This is a genomic window from Paenibacillus castaneae (assembly GCF_002884445.1).
Lineage (GTDB): Bacteria > Bacillota > Bacilli > Paenibacillales > Paenibacillaceae > Pristimantibacillus > Pristimantibacillus castaneae.
Genome location: NZ_KZ614144.1, coordinates 728,590 through 746,259, shown reverse-complemented (window position 1 = coordinate 746,259; position 17,670 = coordinate 728,590). Strand labels below are relative to the sequence as shown.

Annotated in this window: 15 protein-coding genes; 2 read left to right on the top strand and 13 right to left on the bottom strand. The window is 44.9% G+C overall.

All coding sequences use genetic code 11. The features are described from left to right. Nucleotides 1-326: 326 nt before the first annotated feature. The 12 genes from CEF13_RS03170 to CEF13_RS03120 form a co-directional block, all read right to left on the bottom strand. A complete protein-coding gene (locus CEF13_RS03170; RefSeq protein WP_102709381.1) occupies nucleotides 327-2,450 on the bottom strand; it encodes a glycoside hydrolase family 3 N-terminal domain-containing protein in 2,124 nt (707 codons plus the stop codon). Between the two features lie 3 nt (nucleotides 2,451-2,453). Beyond that, a complete protein-coding gene (locus CEF13_RS03165; RefSeq protein ID WP_102709380.1) occupies nucleotides 2,454-3,839 on the bottom strand; it encodes a family 4 glycosyl hydrolase in 1,386 nt (461 codons plus the stop codon). Nucleotides 3,840-3,863: 24 nt separating this feature from the next. Beyond that, on the bottom strand, nucleotides 3,864-4,784 hold the full coding sequence (locus CEF13_RS03160; protein ID WP_102709379.1) for an ROK family protein: 921 nt from the start codon (nucleotides 4,782-4,784) through the stop codon (nucleotides 3,864-3,866). 12 nt (nucleotides 4,785-4,796) lie between these two features. Further along, a complete protein-coding gene (locus tag CEF13_RS03155) occupies nucleotides 4,797-5,522 on the bottom strand; it encodes a 6-phosphogluconolactonase (protein WP_102709378.1) in 726 nt (241 codons plus the stop codon). A gap of 62 nt (nucleotides 5,523-5,584) precedes the next feature. Next, nucleotides 5,585-6,955: a glycoside hydrolase family 30 protein gene (locus CEF13_RS03150; RefSeq protein WP_102709377.1), complete on the bottom strand. Its 1,371-nt coding sequence runs from the start codon at nucleotides 6,953-6,955 to the stop codon at nucleotides 5,585-5,587. Between the two features lie 55 nt (nucleotides 6,956-7,010). After that, nucleotides 7,011-7,163: a hypothetical protein gene (locus CEF13_RS28670; RefSeq protein WP_166742842.1), complete on the bottom strand. Its 153-nt coding sequence runs from the start codon at nucleotides 7,161-7,163 to the stop codon at nucleotides 7,011-7,013. Between the two features lie 312 nt (nucleotides 7,164-7,475). Beyond that, nucleotides 7,476-8,357, bottom strand: coding sequence for a carbohydrate ABC transporter permease (locus tag CEF13_RS03145; RefSeq protein ID WP_102709376.1), 882 nt, complete (start codon nucleotides 8,355-8,357; stop codon nucleotides 7,476-7,478). A gap of 13 nt (nucleotides 8,358-8,370) precedes the next feature. Then, entirely contained in the window at nucleotides 8,371-9,252 is an 882-nt protein-coding gene (locus tag CEF13_RS03140) for a carbohydrate ABC transporter permease (protein WP_102709375.1), read from the bottom strand. A gap of 95 nt (nucleotides 9,253-9,347) precedes the next feature. After that, a complete protein-coding gene (locus CEF13_RS03135) occupies nucleotides 9,348-10,679 on the bottom strand; it encodes an extracellular solute-binding protein (RefSeq protein WP_102709374.1) in 1,332 nt (443 codons plus the stop codon). Nucleotides 10,680-10,785: 106 nt separating this feature from the next. Next, entirely contained in the window at nucleotides 10,786-11,574 is a 789-nt protein-coding gene (locus CEF13_RS03130; protein ID WP_102709373.1) for a response regulator transcription factor, read from the bottom strand. Next, nucleotides 11,549-13,333 carry a cache domain-containing sensor histidine kinase gene (locus tag CEF13_RS03125; RefSeq protein WP_102709372.1) on the bottom strand — a complete coding sequence of 595 codons (1,785 nt, stop codon included), beginning with the start codon at nucleotides 13,331-13,333 and terminating at the stop codon, nucleotides 11,549-11,551. Before CEF13_RS03125 ends, CEF13_RS03130 begins: the two co-directional genes overlap by 26 nt. A 227-nt stretch (nucleotides 13,334-13,560) precedes the next feature. After that, the gene (locus CEF13_RS03120) at nucleotides 13,561-13,854 is read right to left on the bottom strand and encodes a hypothetical protein (protein ID WP_102709371.1); all 294 of its coding nucleotides are present in this window, start codon (nucleotides 13,852-13,854) and stop codon (nucleotides 13,561-13,563) included. Between the two features lie 275 nt (nucleotides 13,855-14,129). Between CEF13_RS03120 and CEF13_RS03115 the strand changes: the two genes are divergently transcribed. Further along, nucleotides 14,130-14,936, top strand: coding sequence for an alpha/beta fold hydrolase (locus CEF13_RS03115; protein WP_102709370.1), 807 nt, complete (start codon nucleotides 14,130-14,132; stop codon nucleotides 14,934-14,936). 24 nt (nucleotides 14,937-14,960) lie between these two features. Beyond that, nucleotides 14,961-15,950, top strand: coding sequence for a sensor domain-containing diguanylate cyclase (locus CEF13_RS03110; protein WP_102709369.1), 990 nt, complete (start codon nucleotides 14,961-14,963; stop codon nucleotides 15,948-15,950). A gap of 83 nt (nucleotides 15,951-16,033) precedes the next feature. On the opposite strand, the gene CEF13_RS03105 is transcribed toward CEF13_RS03110, so the two are convergent. Next, the gene (locus CEF13_RS03105; protein WP_102709368.1) at nucleotides 16,034-17,650 is read right to left on the bottom strand and encodes a family 10 glycosylhydrolase; all 1,617 of its coding nucleotides are present in this window, start codon (nucleotides 17,648-17,650) and stop codon (nucleotides 16,034-16,036) included. Between the last annotated feature and the right edge of the window lie 20 nt (nucleotides 17,651-17,670).

Below are 17,670 nucleotides of genomic sequence, written 5' to 3'. Positions count from 1 at the left end.
TTACTGAACGATTTCTTTCACCAGGCATAAGAGTTACAGACAAATAGCAAACAGCTGATGCTGGGTGAGATGCGCTTAGTATCAGTATTTGAAACTTATTTCAAGCGTATTTTCTCGCTTACAGATCATGATCTGAAACTAATCGATCCTTTCGGCCCGGTTTAGCAAGTACATTCAGTGTATAGTTTCAAATTTTGTTATTAATTCGCTCGCCTGCAATCGTTCCTCACAATTAGTTTCATTTATTGAAACTATCCTTTCACGCACAAACGACCGCTCCCGATAGAAATACCGGGAGCGGTCGTTGACTAATGATGCCTATGTGCTCAATACTCGATCGTAAACAATGAATGATCAAGGTTATTCACGTATATCCTGAAGTCCCCCGGCTCGACCGTGCGCTGCAAATCAGCATTGAGATACTTAAGATCTTCCAAGGTGATAGTCAGTTCAACGTCAACCTTTCCATAGGAAGGTACTTGAACGACCTGATATGATTTCATTTCACGTGTTGGACGAACTGTTTTGGATATCAAATCCTCGATATATAGAATTGCGATTTCCGAATAGTCGTAGCGGCTTGGATTACGAACTGTGAAACTTACCTTAAGTTCCTGATCCTCCGTGATTTTACGGCCTGATATCGCGAAATTAGAGTATTCAGCTCCGGTATAGGTTAGACCGTGTCCGAATGGGAACAGCGGCCCGATCTCGCAATCCTGATATCTGCTGCTGTAGCTGGATCCATTGGCCGGACGGCCTGTACTAAATTCGTTATAATAGACTGGAGCTTGAGCCGAATAACGTGGAAACGACATCGTTAATTTGCCCGATGGCGTTGCCTGCCCAGTGAGGAGCGCTGCAACTGCCGCCCCTGCACGAGTTCCCGGATACCAGCACCAAAGCAAGGATGGAATATCATCGATGATATCTTGAAGTGCTAACGGACGGCCGGAGAAGCAGACGCACGAGTACGGCAAATTGGTGTTCTTCACAGCCCGGATTAGATGCTGTTGCCGATCCTCCAGTTCAAGCTTAACGCTGCTGTGGCCCTCTCCGCTAAGTCCCCAATGCTCCCCGATCGCTGCGATAATATAATCGCACTTGTCCAACTCGTTCTTCGGACAATCCTCCAGCGTTTCATATGCAGCTACTGTGAGCGAATCATCCGCCTGCATTAAGCCTTCTGCAAGAGAAACGACATCATCGAAGCTTCCTTTACATGCCCAATTGCCGAGCAGCTCTTTCGTGCCAGCGAACGGTCCCACGAGAATAACGTTTTTGTACTCCTTGCGCAGTGGCAGCATGCTGTTCTCATTTTTCAACAATACACAGCTTCTGCGGGCCGCTTCTTCGGCAGCCTCCAGAGACATGGCATTCATGATAACTTCTTGTTCCAAGCTTTCGTCTGCATATGGGTTATCAAAAAGGCCCAATTCATTTTTGAGCTGCAGCACTTTCAGGACAGCCGCATCCACATCCTTAAGCAGCTGCGGGTGCTGTTCGATAATCGCTTCATAATGCTCCAGGTACAATGTCGAGACCATCTCGATATCTACGCCCGCACTTAACGCCAATTCCGCCGCTTCCCTGCCGTCCTGAGCCACTCGGTGGTTTTGCAGCTCTGCAACCGCACCCCAGTCGGAAATGACCAAATCGTCAAATTGATATCGTTCGCGCAGGATGTCTTTTAACATCGTTTGGCTGGCAGTCACAGGAACACCGTTAAATGTGTTAAACGAGCTCATCACGAATCTCGGCTCTTCCTCCAAAGCGATCTCGTAAGGCTTGCCGAAGTTCTCAAAAAATTCTCTAAGGGACATGTCAACGGTATTATAGTCTTTACCGCCGATCCCCGCACCATAAGCCGCAAAGTGCTTCAAGCATGCCGCAACTCCGGTTGGGGTGATTTGCCCTTCCCGAATCTTCTGATAGCCCTTGATCATGGCCTTTCCTAGATCGCCAGACAGAAGAGGATCCTCTCCGAACGATTCCATCACCCTGCCCCATCTAGAGTCCCGAACCAGGTCCACCATCGGTGAAAAATTCACATGGATGCCGGAAGCCCGCAGTTCGGACGCCGTCTCCTCCGCCGCCTTCTGAAGGACACTTGCATCCCAAGTGCAGGACAGTCCCAATGGTATTGGGAAAATCGTCTTGTAGCCATGAATCGCATCATGCATGAAAAGCAGAGGGATCTTCAACCTGGACTTCTTTAAATACTCCGATTGAATCAAATTAATTATCTTGGCGCTCGATGCTCCAATCACGCTGCCGATTGTATATAACGTGTCGTTCTCAAGCATATGACGCGAGAACTCAGGCCCTGTTTCCACCAATTCCCGATCATCAACGTCTGCATAGAGTTCACCGGTAATTTGAGTAAGCTGTCCAAATTTCTCCTTCAACGTCATTGATTGCAGTAACTCTTGCAATTGTAGGTTATCCATAAGCTATTTCCATTCCAATGTGGGCAGAATGTCCTTCTGCAGTTCGCACATCTCATCGATCATGGCGCAGGACTGATAATAGGTCGGTGCTTGAGGGTCCAGTAGAATCGCTTGAAGCAGCTTCGTTTTCGACTTTTCTTCAAAAGCCTCCAACAACAGCTGATGAATTGTCCCTTGAATGTGGATTGTTCCGATAATTGCCGTTGGCAGTTCAACAGTCATCGGCTTCAAGGTAATTCCCTGCCCATTCACGATGGCTTGGGTTTCGACGACCATATCGTCGGGCAGCCCTTTAATGGCCCCTTCATTCGGTAAGTTGACGGCATTGAGTAGAATCTCGTCATCAAAGAAAATCGCTTCAATAATCGGAATAGCATATTCCTGACTTGATCGAACGTTCTCCTTATTGAACGTATAAGCCTGTTCCACCCACGACTCCTGCGTCTGAACTTTCTCGAACAGTCCCTTATCCAAGGTGCTTCCGTTTGCACAATAGACAAATTCCGGCGTTCTCGAGCCTTGCTTCCACGGCTGCTCCCGCATCGGATCATATCGGAATTGCAGTGACAAGCCTGCGTAGAAATCCTCCGCATACGAAATATATTCTCCGACGTGATTCGTTCCAGGGTACGGGTAATAGCCGTAAATTTGATACATCGTCCTGGATAGCGCGTAATGCTCGAAATGCGACAATCGGTTGGCCTTTTGCTCCTTTTCGTGGAACAGCGGGTACAAATCCTTGCCTGTCACTTTATCCCAAATCTTGGTGAAGAAGCCGAAGTGGTTTAAGCCGCCGCCTTCGATGCCGATTTCCTCCGGTTTCATCTCCAAAAAATCGCACAGCTGATGAATGCCCATGTCGAGACCATGACACAGCCCTACGACCTTAATAGAGGTCAATTTGGAGATAGCTTCAACTAATTTCGCTTCCGGGTTCGTATAGTTGATGAACCAGGCATTCGGGCATACTTTCTCCATCGTCCGAGCGATTTCGAGCATAGGTCCCAGGTTGCGGAGCGTATGAAACATCGACCCCGGTCCGCCGTTTTCCCCATAGATTTGCTTGCTGCCGTAGCGGCGCGGAATGTGGAAATCCTGAGACCAATAGAAGTAGCGGTTCACTTCGATGGCGACGATTGCAAAATCGGCATCCTGGAGCGCTTGCTCCAAATGAGTAGTCTGCCAAATGTTTGCCGGATGGGAGAAGGAAGTGAACATTTCCGTCGCATATTGGTAGGTCCGGTTCACATGGGACGATTCGATATCCATGAGCGCGATTTCGAGATCCACCTCTGTTTTCAAACGCGGGGACAGCACGATATCCTGCAGAGCCCCTAACGCAAATGAAACGCTTCCTGCACCGATTAATGCAATTTTCATTCTTTTCATAGTTGTCCAACTCCTTTGATCTGTTTATCGTTGCAAGGCCTGTCGAGATCGTTTCAGCGCTATGTAACCGGCACCAATCAAGCCACTATCCGAACCGAATACTGGACGCACAATGCGGATGCGGTCTCTTAGATGATGTAGAACTCTTCCTCTAACGATCTCCCTCATTTGATCGATCAGCCACGGGTTATTGTCCAGGACGGCTCCACCTATCACAACAATATCGGGATCCATCGTCTGGATGAGCGAGGCTACTGCGCTGGAGAATCGGTCCACCCACAACTCGATGACTGCTGTCGCTCTGACATCTTGACAATGATATTGCTCGAACAGGGTTTTCGTCGTGGCGTCGGGACCGAACAGTTCTCTGCTCACTTCCAGCAAAGCTTTGCCGCTGCATAGCGTTTCGAGTGTACCGTCGCTTGAGGCTCTGTTGTTTCGATTCTCTTCAGAAATAATCATGCTCCCGATCTCTCCGGCATACCCGTGCGCGCCATGGTAAATTTCGTTGTGCACAATCATACCGCTCGCGATTCCAGTGCTTACGGTAATGTACATCGAATGGCTGCAGCCCTTTGAGACTCCTTGCTCTGATTCTAGAATTGCAATCACATTCACATCGTTTTCAAAATAAACCTCGTAACCTGGAAAGTACGTATGAATTGTTTCAATCGGCATGTTCTCCAAACAAGGGATGTTAGTCGCATCCACGATGTATTCGGCGCCGTTCCTCCAGGGCACGGGCATAGCGATCCCGATCCTGCGAGCTCTCCGGTCTTCATCGACAAACTCGATCATCTGCCGGATTCCAGCAAATAACGCATCAGCGCTCCCGAAGCTATCCGTTAGGGCCGTCTGTTTCCTCGTTAATTCGAGATTCTCATTCACCAATCCGACCCTGATATTCGTGCCTCCAATATCTACACCGATCACACATTCATTCATGGTTCGTACTCCTCAGTTGTTAGTGCCTTCAATATATTTCGCCGCTTTCGAATCTAAGAAGAAATCAATATGCGCGTACCCGAGCAGTTCCTGAGCCGGCAGCTTCGCTTCCGGCTCGGTGAAGATATCTCTGACGATTTCAGCTTTTCGTTCGCCGGTAATCGCCACGATCACTCTCCGGCTTCGGACAATTTGTCCTAAACCAAGCGTGATCCCTTTCTCCAGTACCGTTGGGTTCCTGAAATATTTCTGGGCCACTTCACGGGTTATGTCCGATAAGTCCACGATGCTGCTGCGGCCCTGTACTGGGGAGCCCGGTTCATTTAATCCGATATGTCCGTTCATTCCCACCCCCATTAGACTGAACGTAATAGGAAACTCCTCGATATAGCGATCAATTCGTAAACATTCTTGTTGCAAATCTACCTTCGTCCCATCGAAGAATGTAATCTGGGAGCTATCCAGCGGAACAAGCGAGAACAGATCTTCGTTCAACATCTGATAACAACTGCCCTCTGAGCTTCGATCGATTCCAATCCATTCATCGAGACTGACGATCCTAAGGTCTTTAATTCTGCTGTCGGTATCGAGCTCATCGGCAAATTTTCGGTAGCTCTTCTGCGGAGTATTGCCGGATGCCAGACAAAAAACGGGATGCTCGTCTTGGATCAGGCAATGCCGCATTTCGTTCGCAATTTCCTGGGCCAGTTCCTCTTCACTATCAAAAATGCGAATCACGCCGTTTACTCACTTCCCCTCTGTTTGACTTACTAGAAATGAAATAATGTTTATATCGGCTCTCATCGTTTCCAACGATAAGTGGCCACGGTTTTAGCCGGTATGTTCGCCGTAATTTGCTTTCCATCACATAAGATACGGAATTTTTGCTCGTTATCCGTTTGGTTGATAGCAACGACAACCAACGTATGGTCCGGATTATAGAAGGCCACATTGGTTACGGTATCCGTTGATCCATAGTTGCTTTCCACTCTCCGAGCTCCGTGTTGAATGAATTTCGAGAATTGGCCTAATAGATAGTATTCAGGAGTCATCCAGTACTGCTCCGTGTCCGACGCATCTTGAATGATCATCGTCGCTCCGGGCGTATCGACCCATTGGTGCGTTCCGATACGGCTATCGAGCATTGTAACCCACGCGTTATAACTCGAGGCCCAATTGCGGAAATACTGGGCGATGCGATCAGCTCCATAGGTTCCCCATACGGTGCGTTCCGTCATATGCATCGTTTTCTCGGGGTAAGCGCTTTTGATCTCGGTCATGCACGTGGGCTGGCCGTTATAATCGTGAAAAGCGATGCCAGCCGTAGCGGCATAGCCCTCCGCGTCATTGAGGATCGGGGGCACATACATCCAGCTTTCGTAGAAATTATGATCGAATATCCAGATTTTTGTATCCAATCCGTGTTCGTCGAGTTCTTTTCTTGTAGCGACAACGAGCTCTCTTTGACGCTCAGGGCTCATGAAGCAGCTTGGATATTCAATTTCAAGCAAGGGTTCGTTTTGAAGCGTTATTGCGTAAATAGGAATTCCTTGCTCTTTATAAGCTTGGATCGACTTGCGATAATATTTTGCTAATACGTCGGTGAACGCTTTACCCTCTTTCAATTCCCCTTTTTGCAGACTTTCCGTTGTTTTCATCCACGCTGGAGGAGACCAGGAAGAGGCAAAAATCTTCAAATCCGGCGACAGCTTCAGCATGTTCTGAATCGTATCTACGATTCCGAAATCGATGTCCTTCTGGATCGAGAACTTCTCGAGTTCAAAGTCACTCTCCCCTTGCTCTAAATCATTATAAGAATAAAATGTTCGTGCCGTGAAATCGGAAGTTCCGAGCGTAATTCGAATGAAGTCGAACCCGGCGCCGTCTTTCTTGTCTAGAAGAGCTTTATAGAGTTCTTCTTTTTTCGTACGGCTCATTTTCGACATATTAAATACGGTTGTTTCTTCCATCGAAGTGCCAAATCCGAGAATTTCCTGATACACGATATCCGGATAAACGGAAATCGTCGTTAGAGCTTCCGTCTCGGGAGCGGTTAATACCAGATCGGGCTGTTGGCTATTACGATATAGAATGGGTTTTGGACCGTCAAACCAAGAAAATTGTCCGGGGTCTTTCTCTGAACTTAACCAAACCTCTGCTTTGGAAACCATTTATCATTCTCCTTTTCCTCCAGATGCATTTAGGTGCAAGCATCTATTCGATCGTCTAAAGAAGGATCACAATGGAAGCCTTCATTACAAGACTTCCATTCTGATCGAATTCATTGTTTCGTCTGCATATGACTTTATCGCCGTTAGCTTCCCAATCCACGCCTTCAATGCCGTATTTCGTCGTAATTTGGCCTTCCGGCGATGCCAACTAACATGTCCTCATCCAGCAAATAATCTTGAATGGACTTATTGTATGCGATATTATAGGTCAGCTATTTGACCACATCATAATTAGACAAGATGTTGAGCTTATTGGTAATTGGCCATATCGATATTAGATTCGACAACACCTTATTAATCCCTTCATCTTCCATTCTACTTCCCTGGCTCGTCTGATGACTTTCGAAACCTCATTTACAGGTATATTCAAATAACAACAAAAAAGCTGAGCAAAACTTACCGCTTATTTAGCGAAAAGTTTTGTCCAGCTTTCTTTGACATAATAGACAGTCTCACTGCATTAACCTTTGACCGAGCCTGCTGCGATACCTTCAACAATACGGTCACTTAGGAAAAGAAATGCAATCAGAATCGGCAAAATGCTGATCATAAGTGTTGCGCCGATTGCTCCCCAGTCCGTTGTATATTGACCTATGAAGTTCTGTACGCCTACCGTGAGCGTCTTATAAGCGTCCGAGCTGATGAATGTGTTGACGAATATAAATTCATTCCAGTTGTAAATCATGTTAATGATTCCTGTCGTAGCAATAACAGAGCCTGTCATCGGCAATACAATCCGGAAAAAAACGCGGTTCACGGAGCATCCATCAATAACAGCCGCTTCTTCCACTTCACGCGGCAGAGCATAATAGAACCCCAGCAGAATCATGATGGTAATCGGCATATTGAACGCCACATATGACAATATGAGTGACAATGGATGATCAATTAAATGAAGCTTATTAAAAATGCTGAACAACGGGATTAGCGTCGAATGGACCGGAATCATCATCGCCACCATGAACAAGCCTAGTACGAATGAGCTTCCCTTCCATTTCATGCGAGTAATCGCATACGTAACCAGACTTCCCAGAACAATTGTAATTACTGTCGTTACGACCGTAATCCAAACACTGTTCAAAAAATAAACGTCAATATTGCCAGCGCTCCATACCTTCTCGTAGTTTTCCCACCTTGGATTCATCGGCAGCGACAGCGGAGGAAGATTGAACACTTCCTGATTGTTTTTCAGCGAGAAAAACAGCAGCCATACGAGCGGGAAAACTTGTAATATGGCAACGGCGATTAGTACGATATACAACAAGGTATAGCCCAGGCTTACTAATCCCGCGCGGGAGTTTTTCGCCCCGCCCCCAAGCTGTTCTGCAGTTCCAGACATCATGAAGCGTCCCTCCTTACGAATATTGGATCGTATCTTTTGAAGCAGTCAATTTACGGATGATCCAAGTTACGATTAGACATATGACGAGCAGGAAGAACCCAATAGCACTGCCATAGCCGAAATCATACGCCCGGAAAGCTTGGTGATACATATAGGATGCCATTACTTCACTAGAGCCATTCGGCCCTCCATCCGTCATGACATAGATCAGATCAAAGTATTTAAGCGATCCAACGACGGCAAGTACGATCGTTACCTTAATGACTTCCATTGCGAGCGGAAGCTTGATTTTGTAGGCGATTTGGAATGCATTCGCACCGTCAATCTTCGCTGCTTCCTCCAATGAAGCCGGAATGTTCTTAAGTGCAGCATAATAAATCAAAATATAGAAGCCCGCATACTGCCATAGGATTGGTATAAACAAAGCAAATAACACAATCGAAGGCTCAGCGAGCCATGCGGGAGGATTTGCGAATCCAATGGATTCCAGAAGACTGTTCAGAATTCCATTCGTTGGATGAAAAATTTTCAGCCAGAGCTGTGCAATCGCTACGGATGACAGCAGCATTGGAATCAAATAAATTTTGCGGAACAAGTTCACTGCCTTTAACTTGGCGGATAGTACCATCGCAATAATTAAGTAAAGGATAAGACTAATGCCCGAAAATACAGCTAGTAGAAGGGAATGGCCCGCGCTGTTCCAAAACAATTTATCCTTAATCAGGGCCTGATAATTATCCAAACCGATAAAATTCATTGCTCCGATGCCGTTCCATTTATTTAATCCATAATAACCCGTTAGAACAATCGGAATGTATACAATAGCCAATATTAGAAGCAGAGAAGGCAGCACATATAGTGCGATTATCCATTTATTCGACATTACCTTATCCAAATTTACCGACTCCTTTCTCATCATCCGGGAGATGAAGCCTACCCAGCCTTAAGTGCTGGATAAGCTTCTTTCCCTGCTCCCTGTTCTAGAAGCTGTCAGTTTCCTTTGGAAATGGCTGCATCATGCTCTTCAGAAAATTTCTCTGGCGTCACAGCTTTGCCGAATAAGGATTGAATCAAATTAAGATGCGTCTCAGCGGCATTCGCTTGCATTTGAACGTCTGCAAATAAGGTGATGCTGCTTGCTTTACTCATTTCATTGAACAGATCAACGTACAGCTGCGGCAGATCAAGCTTGGAAGTATCCACTTTCGTTGCAGGAATAACACCCGCTCCTGTAACGGCTTGCTCTCCCCATTTCTCTACAAAATATTCGACGAAAGCTTTCGCTTCTGCTTTAACTTTGGAGTTTTCTGCTACGAATAGTCCGACACCCGGACCACCTACCCAGCTGTTGATGTCACCTTTGCCGCCATCTACCGTTGGGAATTTGAAGAATCCAACGCTGTCGCGGAATTCTTTAGGAATGTCTTCATTCGTTGTGAAGTTTGGAAGCTCCCATGTACCCATCATGTACATCGCAGCCTTGCTGTTAAGGAATTCCGATTTCGCTTCTTCATTCGACAAGCCATTGAAGCCTTTCACGAATGCATTGCTGTCCACTAGCGCTTGAACCTCGTTAGCAGCTTTTACTAGATTTTCATCCTTAAATGACCCAGAACCATTGATGGCATTAGCCAATGCTTCTTGTCCTGCAAAGCGGTCTGCAAGGTACATGTACCAAAGCGAACCCGTCCAGCGATCCTTGTTACCGAGAGTGATCGGCGCGATGCCGTTCTCAGATAGCGTTTTCACAACTTGCTTAAATTGATCGTACGTTGTCGGTACTTCTAGATTGTATTTTTCAAAAATCGCTTTGTTGTAATAAATCGGCGAAATGTTGAATTCGAGTGGAAGACCATATGTTTTACCGTCCACTGCATACGCTTCCGTCGTACCGTTAACGAATTTACCGTTCAGCTCTCCGCCCAGAAGATCATCAAGCGGGGTGAACAGCTTGCCCTCTACATAAGGCTGAAGAAAGCCTGCAGCCCAAGTAACGCCTACATCCGGCAGCTGATTAGAAGCTGAAAGCACTTTCAATTTATTCTTATATTGTTCATTATCAAGTACTTCTTGCTTAATCTTAACGTTAGGATGTTCATTCTGATATTCGGTAATAATTTGATTTACAATCTTGTTCTGGCCCGCGGAAACGCCTTCAGGCCACAAATGCATAAAGTTGACCGTCACCTTGTCTGATCCATTCTTATTTGCCCCGTCGCTTGAAGTATCCTTGTCGCCATTATTCGACTTTTGACCACAACCTGCTGCTACGAGTGCAAGGCATAGAGTCAATAACAGAACCGTCCATTTCTTTTTGAACACGTTTACAACCCCTTTTCTGCTGGTGATAGATTTGATCTTTACAAATCTAGTTTAACAACATGAAGATAGCATCGTAAGGGTATATGAATTGGAGATAATACTACTTTTATTGGATTGTCTCTTCGGAATGCGCGATGGTTTTGCGATATTGACCCGGACTCATTCCTTCCAGTGAGCGAAAAACCTTTACAAAGTATTTCGCCGTTTGATAGCCGACTTGATCCGCAATATCAGCTATCGTAAGTCTTGTGCTGGACAGCAATTCCTTGGCTCTTTGCACTCTTCGCCTTGTCAAATAATCACTAAACGTTATGCCCGTCTGCTCCTTAAACAGCACGCTAAGATAGCTTGCATTCATGTGTAAATGCTCTGCCGTATCGCGCATGGTGAGCGGTTCATGCAAATGTTCTTTTAAATACAGAATCGCTTCTTGCACCTGAGGGCTGTAGCTATCTTCTTCTCCCATGCTGTCTAGCAGTTTCGAATCCACCAGCTTCTCCATTCGCTCTATCCTATGCTTGCTTTCTTCCCTCTTCATAGCCGTTTCAACTGCTTTAATGAGTTTAGTCTTATCCAAAGGCTTCAGTAGATATTCAAGCACTCCGAACTGCAGTGCTTTCTGTGCATAATCAAATTCCGGGTGACCTGAAATAATAATGACAACGGGAGGATTCGGCAGTTCGATTATACGCTCGACCAAATCCAGTCCGCCTATCTCAGGCATACGAATGTCAGTGATAAGCAAGTTGGCATCATGTTCCTTCAACCAATCAAGCGCTTCAATTCCGTTTGATGCTGTTTCAATACGATACTGCCCTGTCGACCAAGACTCCAGCACTTTTCGTACGCCTTCTCTTGTTCTCGGTTCATCATCGACGATTAGAATGGTCTTCATTAGCTATACTCCTCCCATGTTCATTCGGTACTTCAAAGGTAATGGTTGTTCCAAAGCCTTTCTCACTTTGAATTTCCAACCCGTTGCTGTCAGAAATGTAATAGAGCTTCAATCTTCTTTCCACATTGCTTATGCCAACACCAGTACCCTTGAAGGAAGAATGATCATGTCCTTTGTCCATTGCTGTATATAAAGCCTGAATTTTCTCCTCATCCATGCCTGGGCCGTTATCTATTACGGCAATTCGAGTAAAGCCCGGACGCGCGGACGGCCCCACTCGAATGGTCACAGTTCCCGCCCCAATCCGCTGCTCGACGCCATGCAGGATAGCGTTTTCTACAAGCGGTTGAATAAGCAGCTTCGGAATCGGTATACTACGGCATTTCTCATCAGCTTCAATTTTCCAGGTCAGCCTGTCGACCATTCGCATATCCATAATTCTCAAATACCGCTCCGCATGGTCAAGCTCATCTCCGACCGTTACCCACTCGTCCTCGTCTGCACGTGAAATGACGTATCTGAACAAACCTGACATCGCAATGACGACTTGGCCCAGCTCCTCTTCCCCCTTCTCGTCAAGCGCCCAGTAGAATGCTTCCAGCGTGTTGAACAAAAAGTGAGGGTTGATCTGCGCCTGCAGCGCTTTGAGCTCTGTCCGGCTTTGAATAATTTCCTTCTGATAAACAACATCTATCAAATCATTCAGGGAGACAACCATTTGATTATACGTATTATTGAGTTCATTAATTTCCATGGTCTTCGAGGTAACCGGAATCGGCCTGAGCGTACCAAATTTGGCATTTCGCATCACTTTAATTAAATTTAGAATCGGCCGCGTAATCATCGTCGACAAAATAAAAGTTAAAAATAGAAATAGCAAGCAGCCGACCATACTTGAAACGATAATAACGGTCCGCAAAACCGAAATGCCCTCAGTAGCGTATTTTAAGGGTGTCAAAATAATAATTTTCCAGCCTGTTGCTTCCGATTGCTTCTCGATTGCCATGTATTTCTCGCCGTCCAGCGTTACCGTCTCATCTCCCTGCTTCAACATCTTCTCCACATCTACTTGCTTGGAAAAGTCGGAAGTAATGGTCTGGTTGTTAGCATCAAATAATCCCATCATTTCACTAGTTTCATTGTCATCGCTTCCATTTGCGTCCGTAAGTTCAAAATAATTTTTATCAATTTGCACCATTAAATAACCAGCATCCGAAAACGAATGGTCGATAAGCCGAACATGACGGATCGCAACGATTGAATCGGGGTACCGAGGGTTCATACCGAACCAGACGAGCGTTCCTTTTCCCTCATCCGCTTCGTTTATCCATTCCATTGGCACTCGGCTATCCAAGCTAATGTCCGTAAGAGGAAACAGCATCCGATAGTCCGTCGTGTACAGCTCCAAGGAACGAATACCCGTTGCGTAAGCTTCCTGCTTTCTCACCTCATGCTGCAAAGACTGCTGCTCGTCAAAGCTAATTTTACTTCCTTCCATCTCCTGTGTCATAAGGCGCTGAATCGTTGCATTGGTCGCCACCTGCATCGTAAACGTATCAATCTGACGCAGCAGCACATCCAGCTTGCCAGTCGCTTGTACAGCCGTTTGTTGAATATGTTTTTCCGCATTATTGCGCAGCAGAACCGACACCTGATCATACATAAAAAAACTAACCGCCCCAAGCACAATGATCATAACGAGCATGAAACCCAGGAAAATTTGATTGCGCAATGTATTCATCTGTCCGAAACGGTTCATGCCTTGCACCCCTGTCCCCATTCTTGTAGGTACTAATATACACAAAAACGGTAAAAAAAAGATACCCCCCGCCTTCCGAAAGTCAGCGAACCGGACGAAGAACAAGAGCCGTTAAGGCATGCTGTATATGGACTAGCCCTGGGCGGGAATAGTATCCATATCTCAACATGCACCTTAACGGCTCTTTTCATGCTTCTTAACTTGAATCAGCTTGAGTTAGTATCTATCTATTTCTGGTCCTTCTCTTCAACACTTATTTCTAGACCTCCGAATTTCATGGCAAATTTACTATAGATAAAAGCACTTAGCATTCCAATCAGACCGTAAATAAAAAGAAATATAATAGGTAATATGATGTAAGGGATTCCTGCTACCAACATGGCTGATTGACCTATCGCTAATCCGATAATCGTAATTAAAATTCCAATGGCACTCATGAAAGCTAATGGAATAAGCGATAAATATACGGTTGCTTTAAAGGCACTTTTTGCTCCAATTTCTTTTATTTCAATTTTCTTCATGTCATTAACCCCTTTCTTATTTAGATAAAATAACGCACATCCAATTCCGCTCACAGTTTTTTATTTCAAAAATAACTTAAAATTTGATTAATATTACATTGTATAATAATAACATGATATAACATTTATTTCCTTACATTTCTCCGTTCGCTAGCGAGGATCAAGAGCTGCTGATGCTGGCCAAGATTATTAATTAGATTAATAATCCATTTCCCGCTCTAATCAGATATAATGAACATTAGCAGCATAGTGCTACCTCAGAAAGGGGATTTTCGATGACTATCGACATTCTACTACGCAATAACGTAAAAGTGTTTGGCAAGGGCGATCAGCCGATTATATTCGCTCATGGCTTCGGTTGCGATCAAGACATGTGGCGTTACATCGTTCCTAGCTTCGAGGAAAATTATCGTATCATTCTGTTTGATTATGTGGGCTCAGGAGAATCACAAAGAGATTATTATCAATCAGACAAATACAGAGACTTACATGGTTATGCGCAAGATGTCATTGAAATTATGGAAACGTTGAATTTAAGAAATGCCATATTCGTAGGGCATTCCGTTAGTAGCATGATTGGATTGCTAGCTTCCATTCGTGATTCGAAATATTTCGAAAGAATTATTATGCTAGGACCTTCGCCTCGCTATCTAAATGACCTACCTGATTATTATGGAGGTTTTAATAGGAACGAAATAGATGAATTACTTCATATGATGCAGATGAATTTTATTGGTTGGGCAAGCTATCTTGCTCCTATTGTCATGCAGAATTCGGACCGAAAGGAATTATCCGACGAATTGGAAAAAAGCTTCTGTTCAAGAGATCCATACATTGCACGGCAATTTGCTGAAGTAACCTTCTTATCCGATTGTCGTGATAATCTTGTGCAGGCTTCGATCCCTACACTGATTCTTCAATGCTCAGACGATAGTATTGCTCCAATCGAGGTAGGTGACTACTTACATTCCCATCTTAAGAACAGTACACTTCGGCATATGGCTGCTACAGGCCATTATCCGCACTTAAGTCACCCAGAAGAGACGACACAGTTGATTAAACAATACTTAGCCAGCAAATAGTACCTGGAGAAAGGCAGTAGTTAAATGGATTCCCAATTAAATTATGCCCCCTGCGGCTATTTTTCTATTTCGAGCAAAGGGCTGCTTCAATCGGTCAATCAAACATTTTTGAATATGCTCCACTATGAGCGGCATGAATTGCTTGATCGACATATTGAATCCACAATGTCTGTCACGAACAAAATGTTTTTTCACACGTATTTTTATCCATTTATTCAATTGTACGGGCATGTGAATGAAATGTACTTTTCGTTTAGAACAAGTGATCATCAAGATGTGCCTGTGCTTCTGAATGGAATTCGACAAGAGCGTGATGGAGAAATGTTTATCGATTGCGTGGTTGTTGAGATGCGTAAGCGGATCGAGCATGAGAAAGATATTCTCCAGTCCAAAACAAAATTAGAGGAATTGTATAAAGCCACTAATGAAGCGAACAAAAAACTTGAATTATTACATCAAGAATACGAAACGAAGCAGCAGGAATTGATCAGCTTAAATCACAAGCTAGAATCACTAGCTTCCACAGACCCATTAACCGGACTAAATAATAGACGGTTTTTCCAAGAAAGCTTACTTGCTAACATCGCATTATTTCAACGAACACAGCAGCCCTTCTCGCTATTTATTATTGATATTGATCATTTCAAATATATAAATGACAACTTCGGGCATCCGGTAGGCGATTTAGTTCTGACCCAGCTAGCACGATTACTTGAGTCCACATCGCGAGAAATTGACATAGTTGCTCGGTATGGCGGTGAGGAATTCGTCATTATTCTTCCGAATACGAATCAAGAGAAGGCGCTAATCGCAGCAGAAAGATACCGCTCCAAGACGGAGAACGCACATTGGGGAGAATACAATATAACGGTTAGTATTGGTGTTGCGACTATTTCGCAGGAGGATACAGAGCAAACCCTGCTTAACAAAGCTGACCAAGCACTCTATAGCTCTAAGAATAACGGGAGAAACCGAATCACTCATTCGGCTGACTTAGAGAAGAACATTCCTTAAATGAAGGGCCGGGTTTCCTCGTTAAAGGAAAACCCGGCCCCTGTGTTTTTATAAAAAAATAAATATCAGTACCGTATTGTCGTCTATTTCGAATAATAAGTACTTAATGCATCCTTAATACCGAGCGGGTTTTTCCGAAGATCCTTGGCGCTGAAGTAGATGTCACCTTTTACTTCTGAATTCCTTTTATTGTACTCAAGCTGGTTGATGATCTCCTGAGCACTTTGCCAGCCCGCTTCGGTCGTTCCCAGCTTATACGGTGAGTGCCCGATATAAAGCTTAACTCCCGTTCCCTTCACTTCTTCTGCCCACCAGTCTACCAGCGTATCGTACCTTGCTTTAGTGAAGGAAAGGCTCCAGTATATTTGTGGAGTAACATAATCAATCCAGCCTTTCTTGATCCAGGTCCGTACATCTGCATATGTACTGTCATAAGCTGTCATACCAGCTTGCGTATCCGAGCCTGTTTTATCCACCGACTTATTGCGCCAAACGCCGAATGGGCTAATGCCGTAGCTTACCTGCGGCTTGGCTGCATGAATAGACTCACCAAGCTGACGGACAAATTCATTAATATTATTGCGGCGCCAATCCGCTTTGATCAGAATTTTCCCAGTGTTATAGAGCTTAAAGGTCGCATCATCCGCAAACTCCACATTCGATGGATAGAAGTAGTCATCCAAATGGACGCCATCAATATCGTAACCATTCACAACCTCCATTATCGTATCAATAATATACTGGCGCGCCTGTGGGATGCCCGGATTAATGTACAGCTTGTCTCCAGCGTTCACAATCCATCCTGCCTGCTGCTTCACGATATGAGTATCGAATAATTGATCCATTTTCGCATCTACACTTGCTCGAAATGGATTGAACCAGGCGTGAAACTCCATGTTCCGCTTATGTGCCTCCTCAATCATAAAAGCAAGCGGATCATAATCAGGGGCAATACCCTGACTACCAGTCAAATATTTCGACCAAGGAGCAAATTTGGATGGATAAAAAGCGTCGCTTGAAGGACGAATTTGAACAAATACGGAATTGAGCCCCATCCCTTGCAAATCATTCAACAGACTGATGAATTCATCCTTCTGCTTCGCTGTATTTTTATAGGATGCTGTGGAAGGCCAGTCCAAATTATAAACAGTAGAAACCCATGCTCCCCGCAGCTCCGTCACAGCCCCATTACCCGTTCCCGTATCTGGTGGTGTCGGCTGTGTGATATCCTCCGGTTCATTATCAATTAAATTTGATAATAATGTAATGAGCTGCTCCTTCTGATTCCAATTTACAATTAATCCTAGCTGCTCGCTGACGAACCGAAGTGGAACCATCGTCCGCCCAGCTTTCACCTGTGCAGCAGCATCCAGCTTAATGCTCTCCCCATTCACTGTGGCAATAGTGCTGCCGCTCGTCATCGTAATGGTTTTATTAACATTACCCTTACCCTGAATGGTTGCTATCTGCTTCACAGCATTCCAGTTCACAATGGCTCCAAGCTCCTCACTGATAATGCGCAGTGGTACCATCGTTACGTTAACCTTTGGAAGGATGAACGGCGAAATTTCACTCTCAATAACTTTTCCATTCAGAATAATGCGAATACCCGCAGCTTGAGCTGCTTGACTGACTGGTGCAGACATGGTCATGCATAAAGCGAATATAAGCAGCCATATGGTCCATTTTGCCGATTTCATGCGTCCAAATTCCCCTATCT

Coding starts and splice junctions, on each gene's coding strand:
- CEF13_RS03110 (WP_102709369.1), top strand. CDS start 14,961: ATGGATTCCCAATTAAATTATGCCCCCTGCGGCTATTTTTCTATTTCG.
- CEF13_RS03145 (WP_102709376.1), bottom strand. CDS start 8,357: ATGATGTCTGGAACTGCAGAACAGCTTGGGGGCGGGGCGAAAAACTCC.
- CEF13_RS03120 (WP_102709371.1), bottom strand. CDS start 13,854: ATGAAGAAAATTGAAATAAAAGAAATTGGAGCAAAAAGTGCCTTTAAA.
- CEF13_RS03170 (WP_102709381.1), bottom strand. CDS start 2,450: ATGGATAACCTACAATTGCAAGAGTTACTGCAATCAATGACGTTGAAG.
- CEF13_RS03160 (WP_102709379.1), bottom strand. CDS start 4,784: ATGAATGAATGTGTGATCGGTGTAGATATTGGAGGCACGAATATCAGG.
- CEF13_RS03130 (WP_102709373.1), bottom strand. CDS start 11,574: ATGAAGACCATTCTAATCGTCGATGATGAACCGAGAACAAGAGAAGGC.
- CEF13_RS03165 (WP_102709380.1), bottom strand. CDS start 3,839: ATGAAAAGAATGAAAATTGCATTAATCGGTGCAGGAAGCGTTTCATTT.
- CEF13_RS03150 (WP_102709377.1), bottom strand. CDS start 6,955: ATGGTTTCCAAAGCAGAGGTTTGGTTAAGTTCAGAGAAAGACCCCGGA.
- CEF13_RS03115 (WP_102709370.1), top strand. CDS start 14,130: ATGACTATCGACATTCTACTACGCAATAACGTAAAAGTGTTTGGCAAG.
- CEF13_RS03125 (WP_102709372.1), bottom strand. CDS start 13,333: ATGAACCGTTTCGGACAGATGAATACATTGCGCAATCAAATTTTCCTG.
- CEF13_RS03105 (WP_102709368.1), bottom strand. CDS start 17,650: ATGAAATCGGCAAAATGGACCATATGGCTGCTTATATTCGCTTTATGC.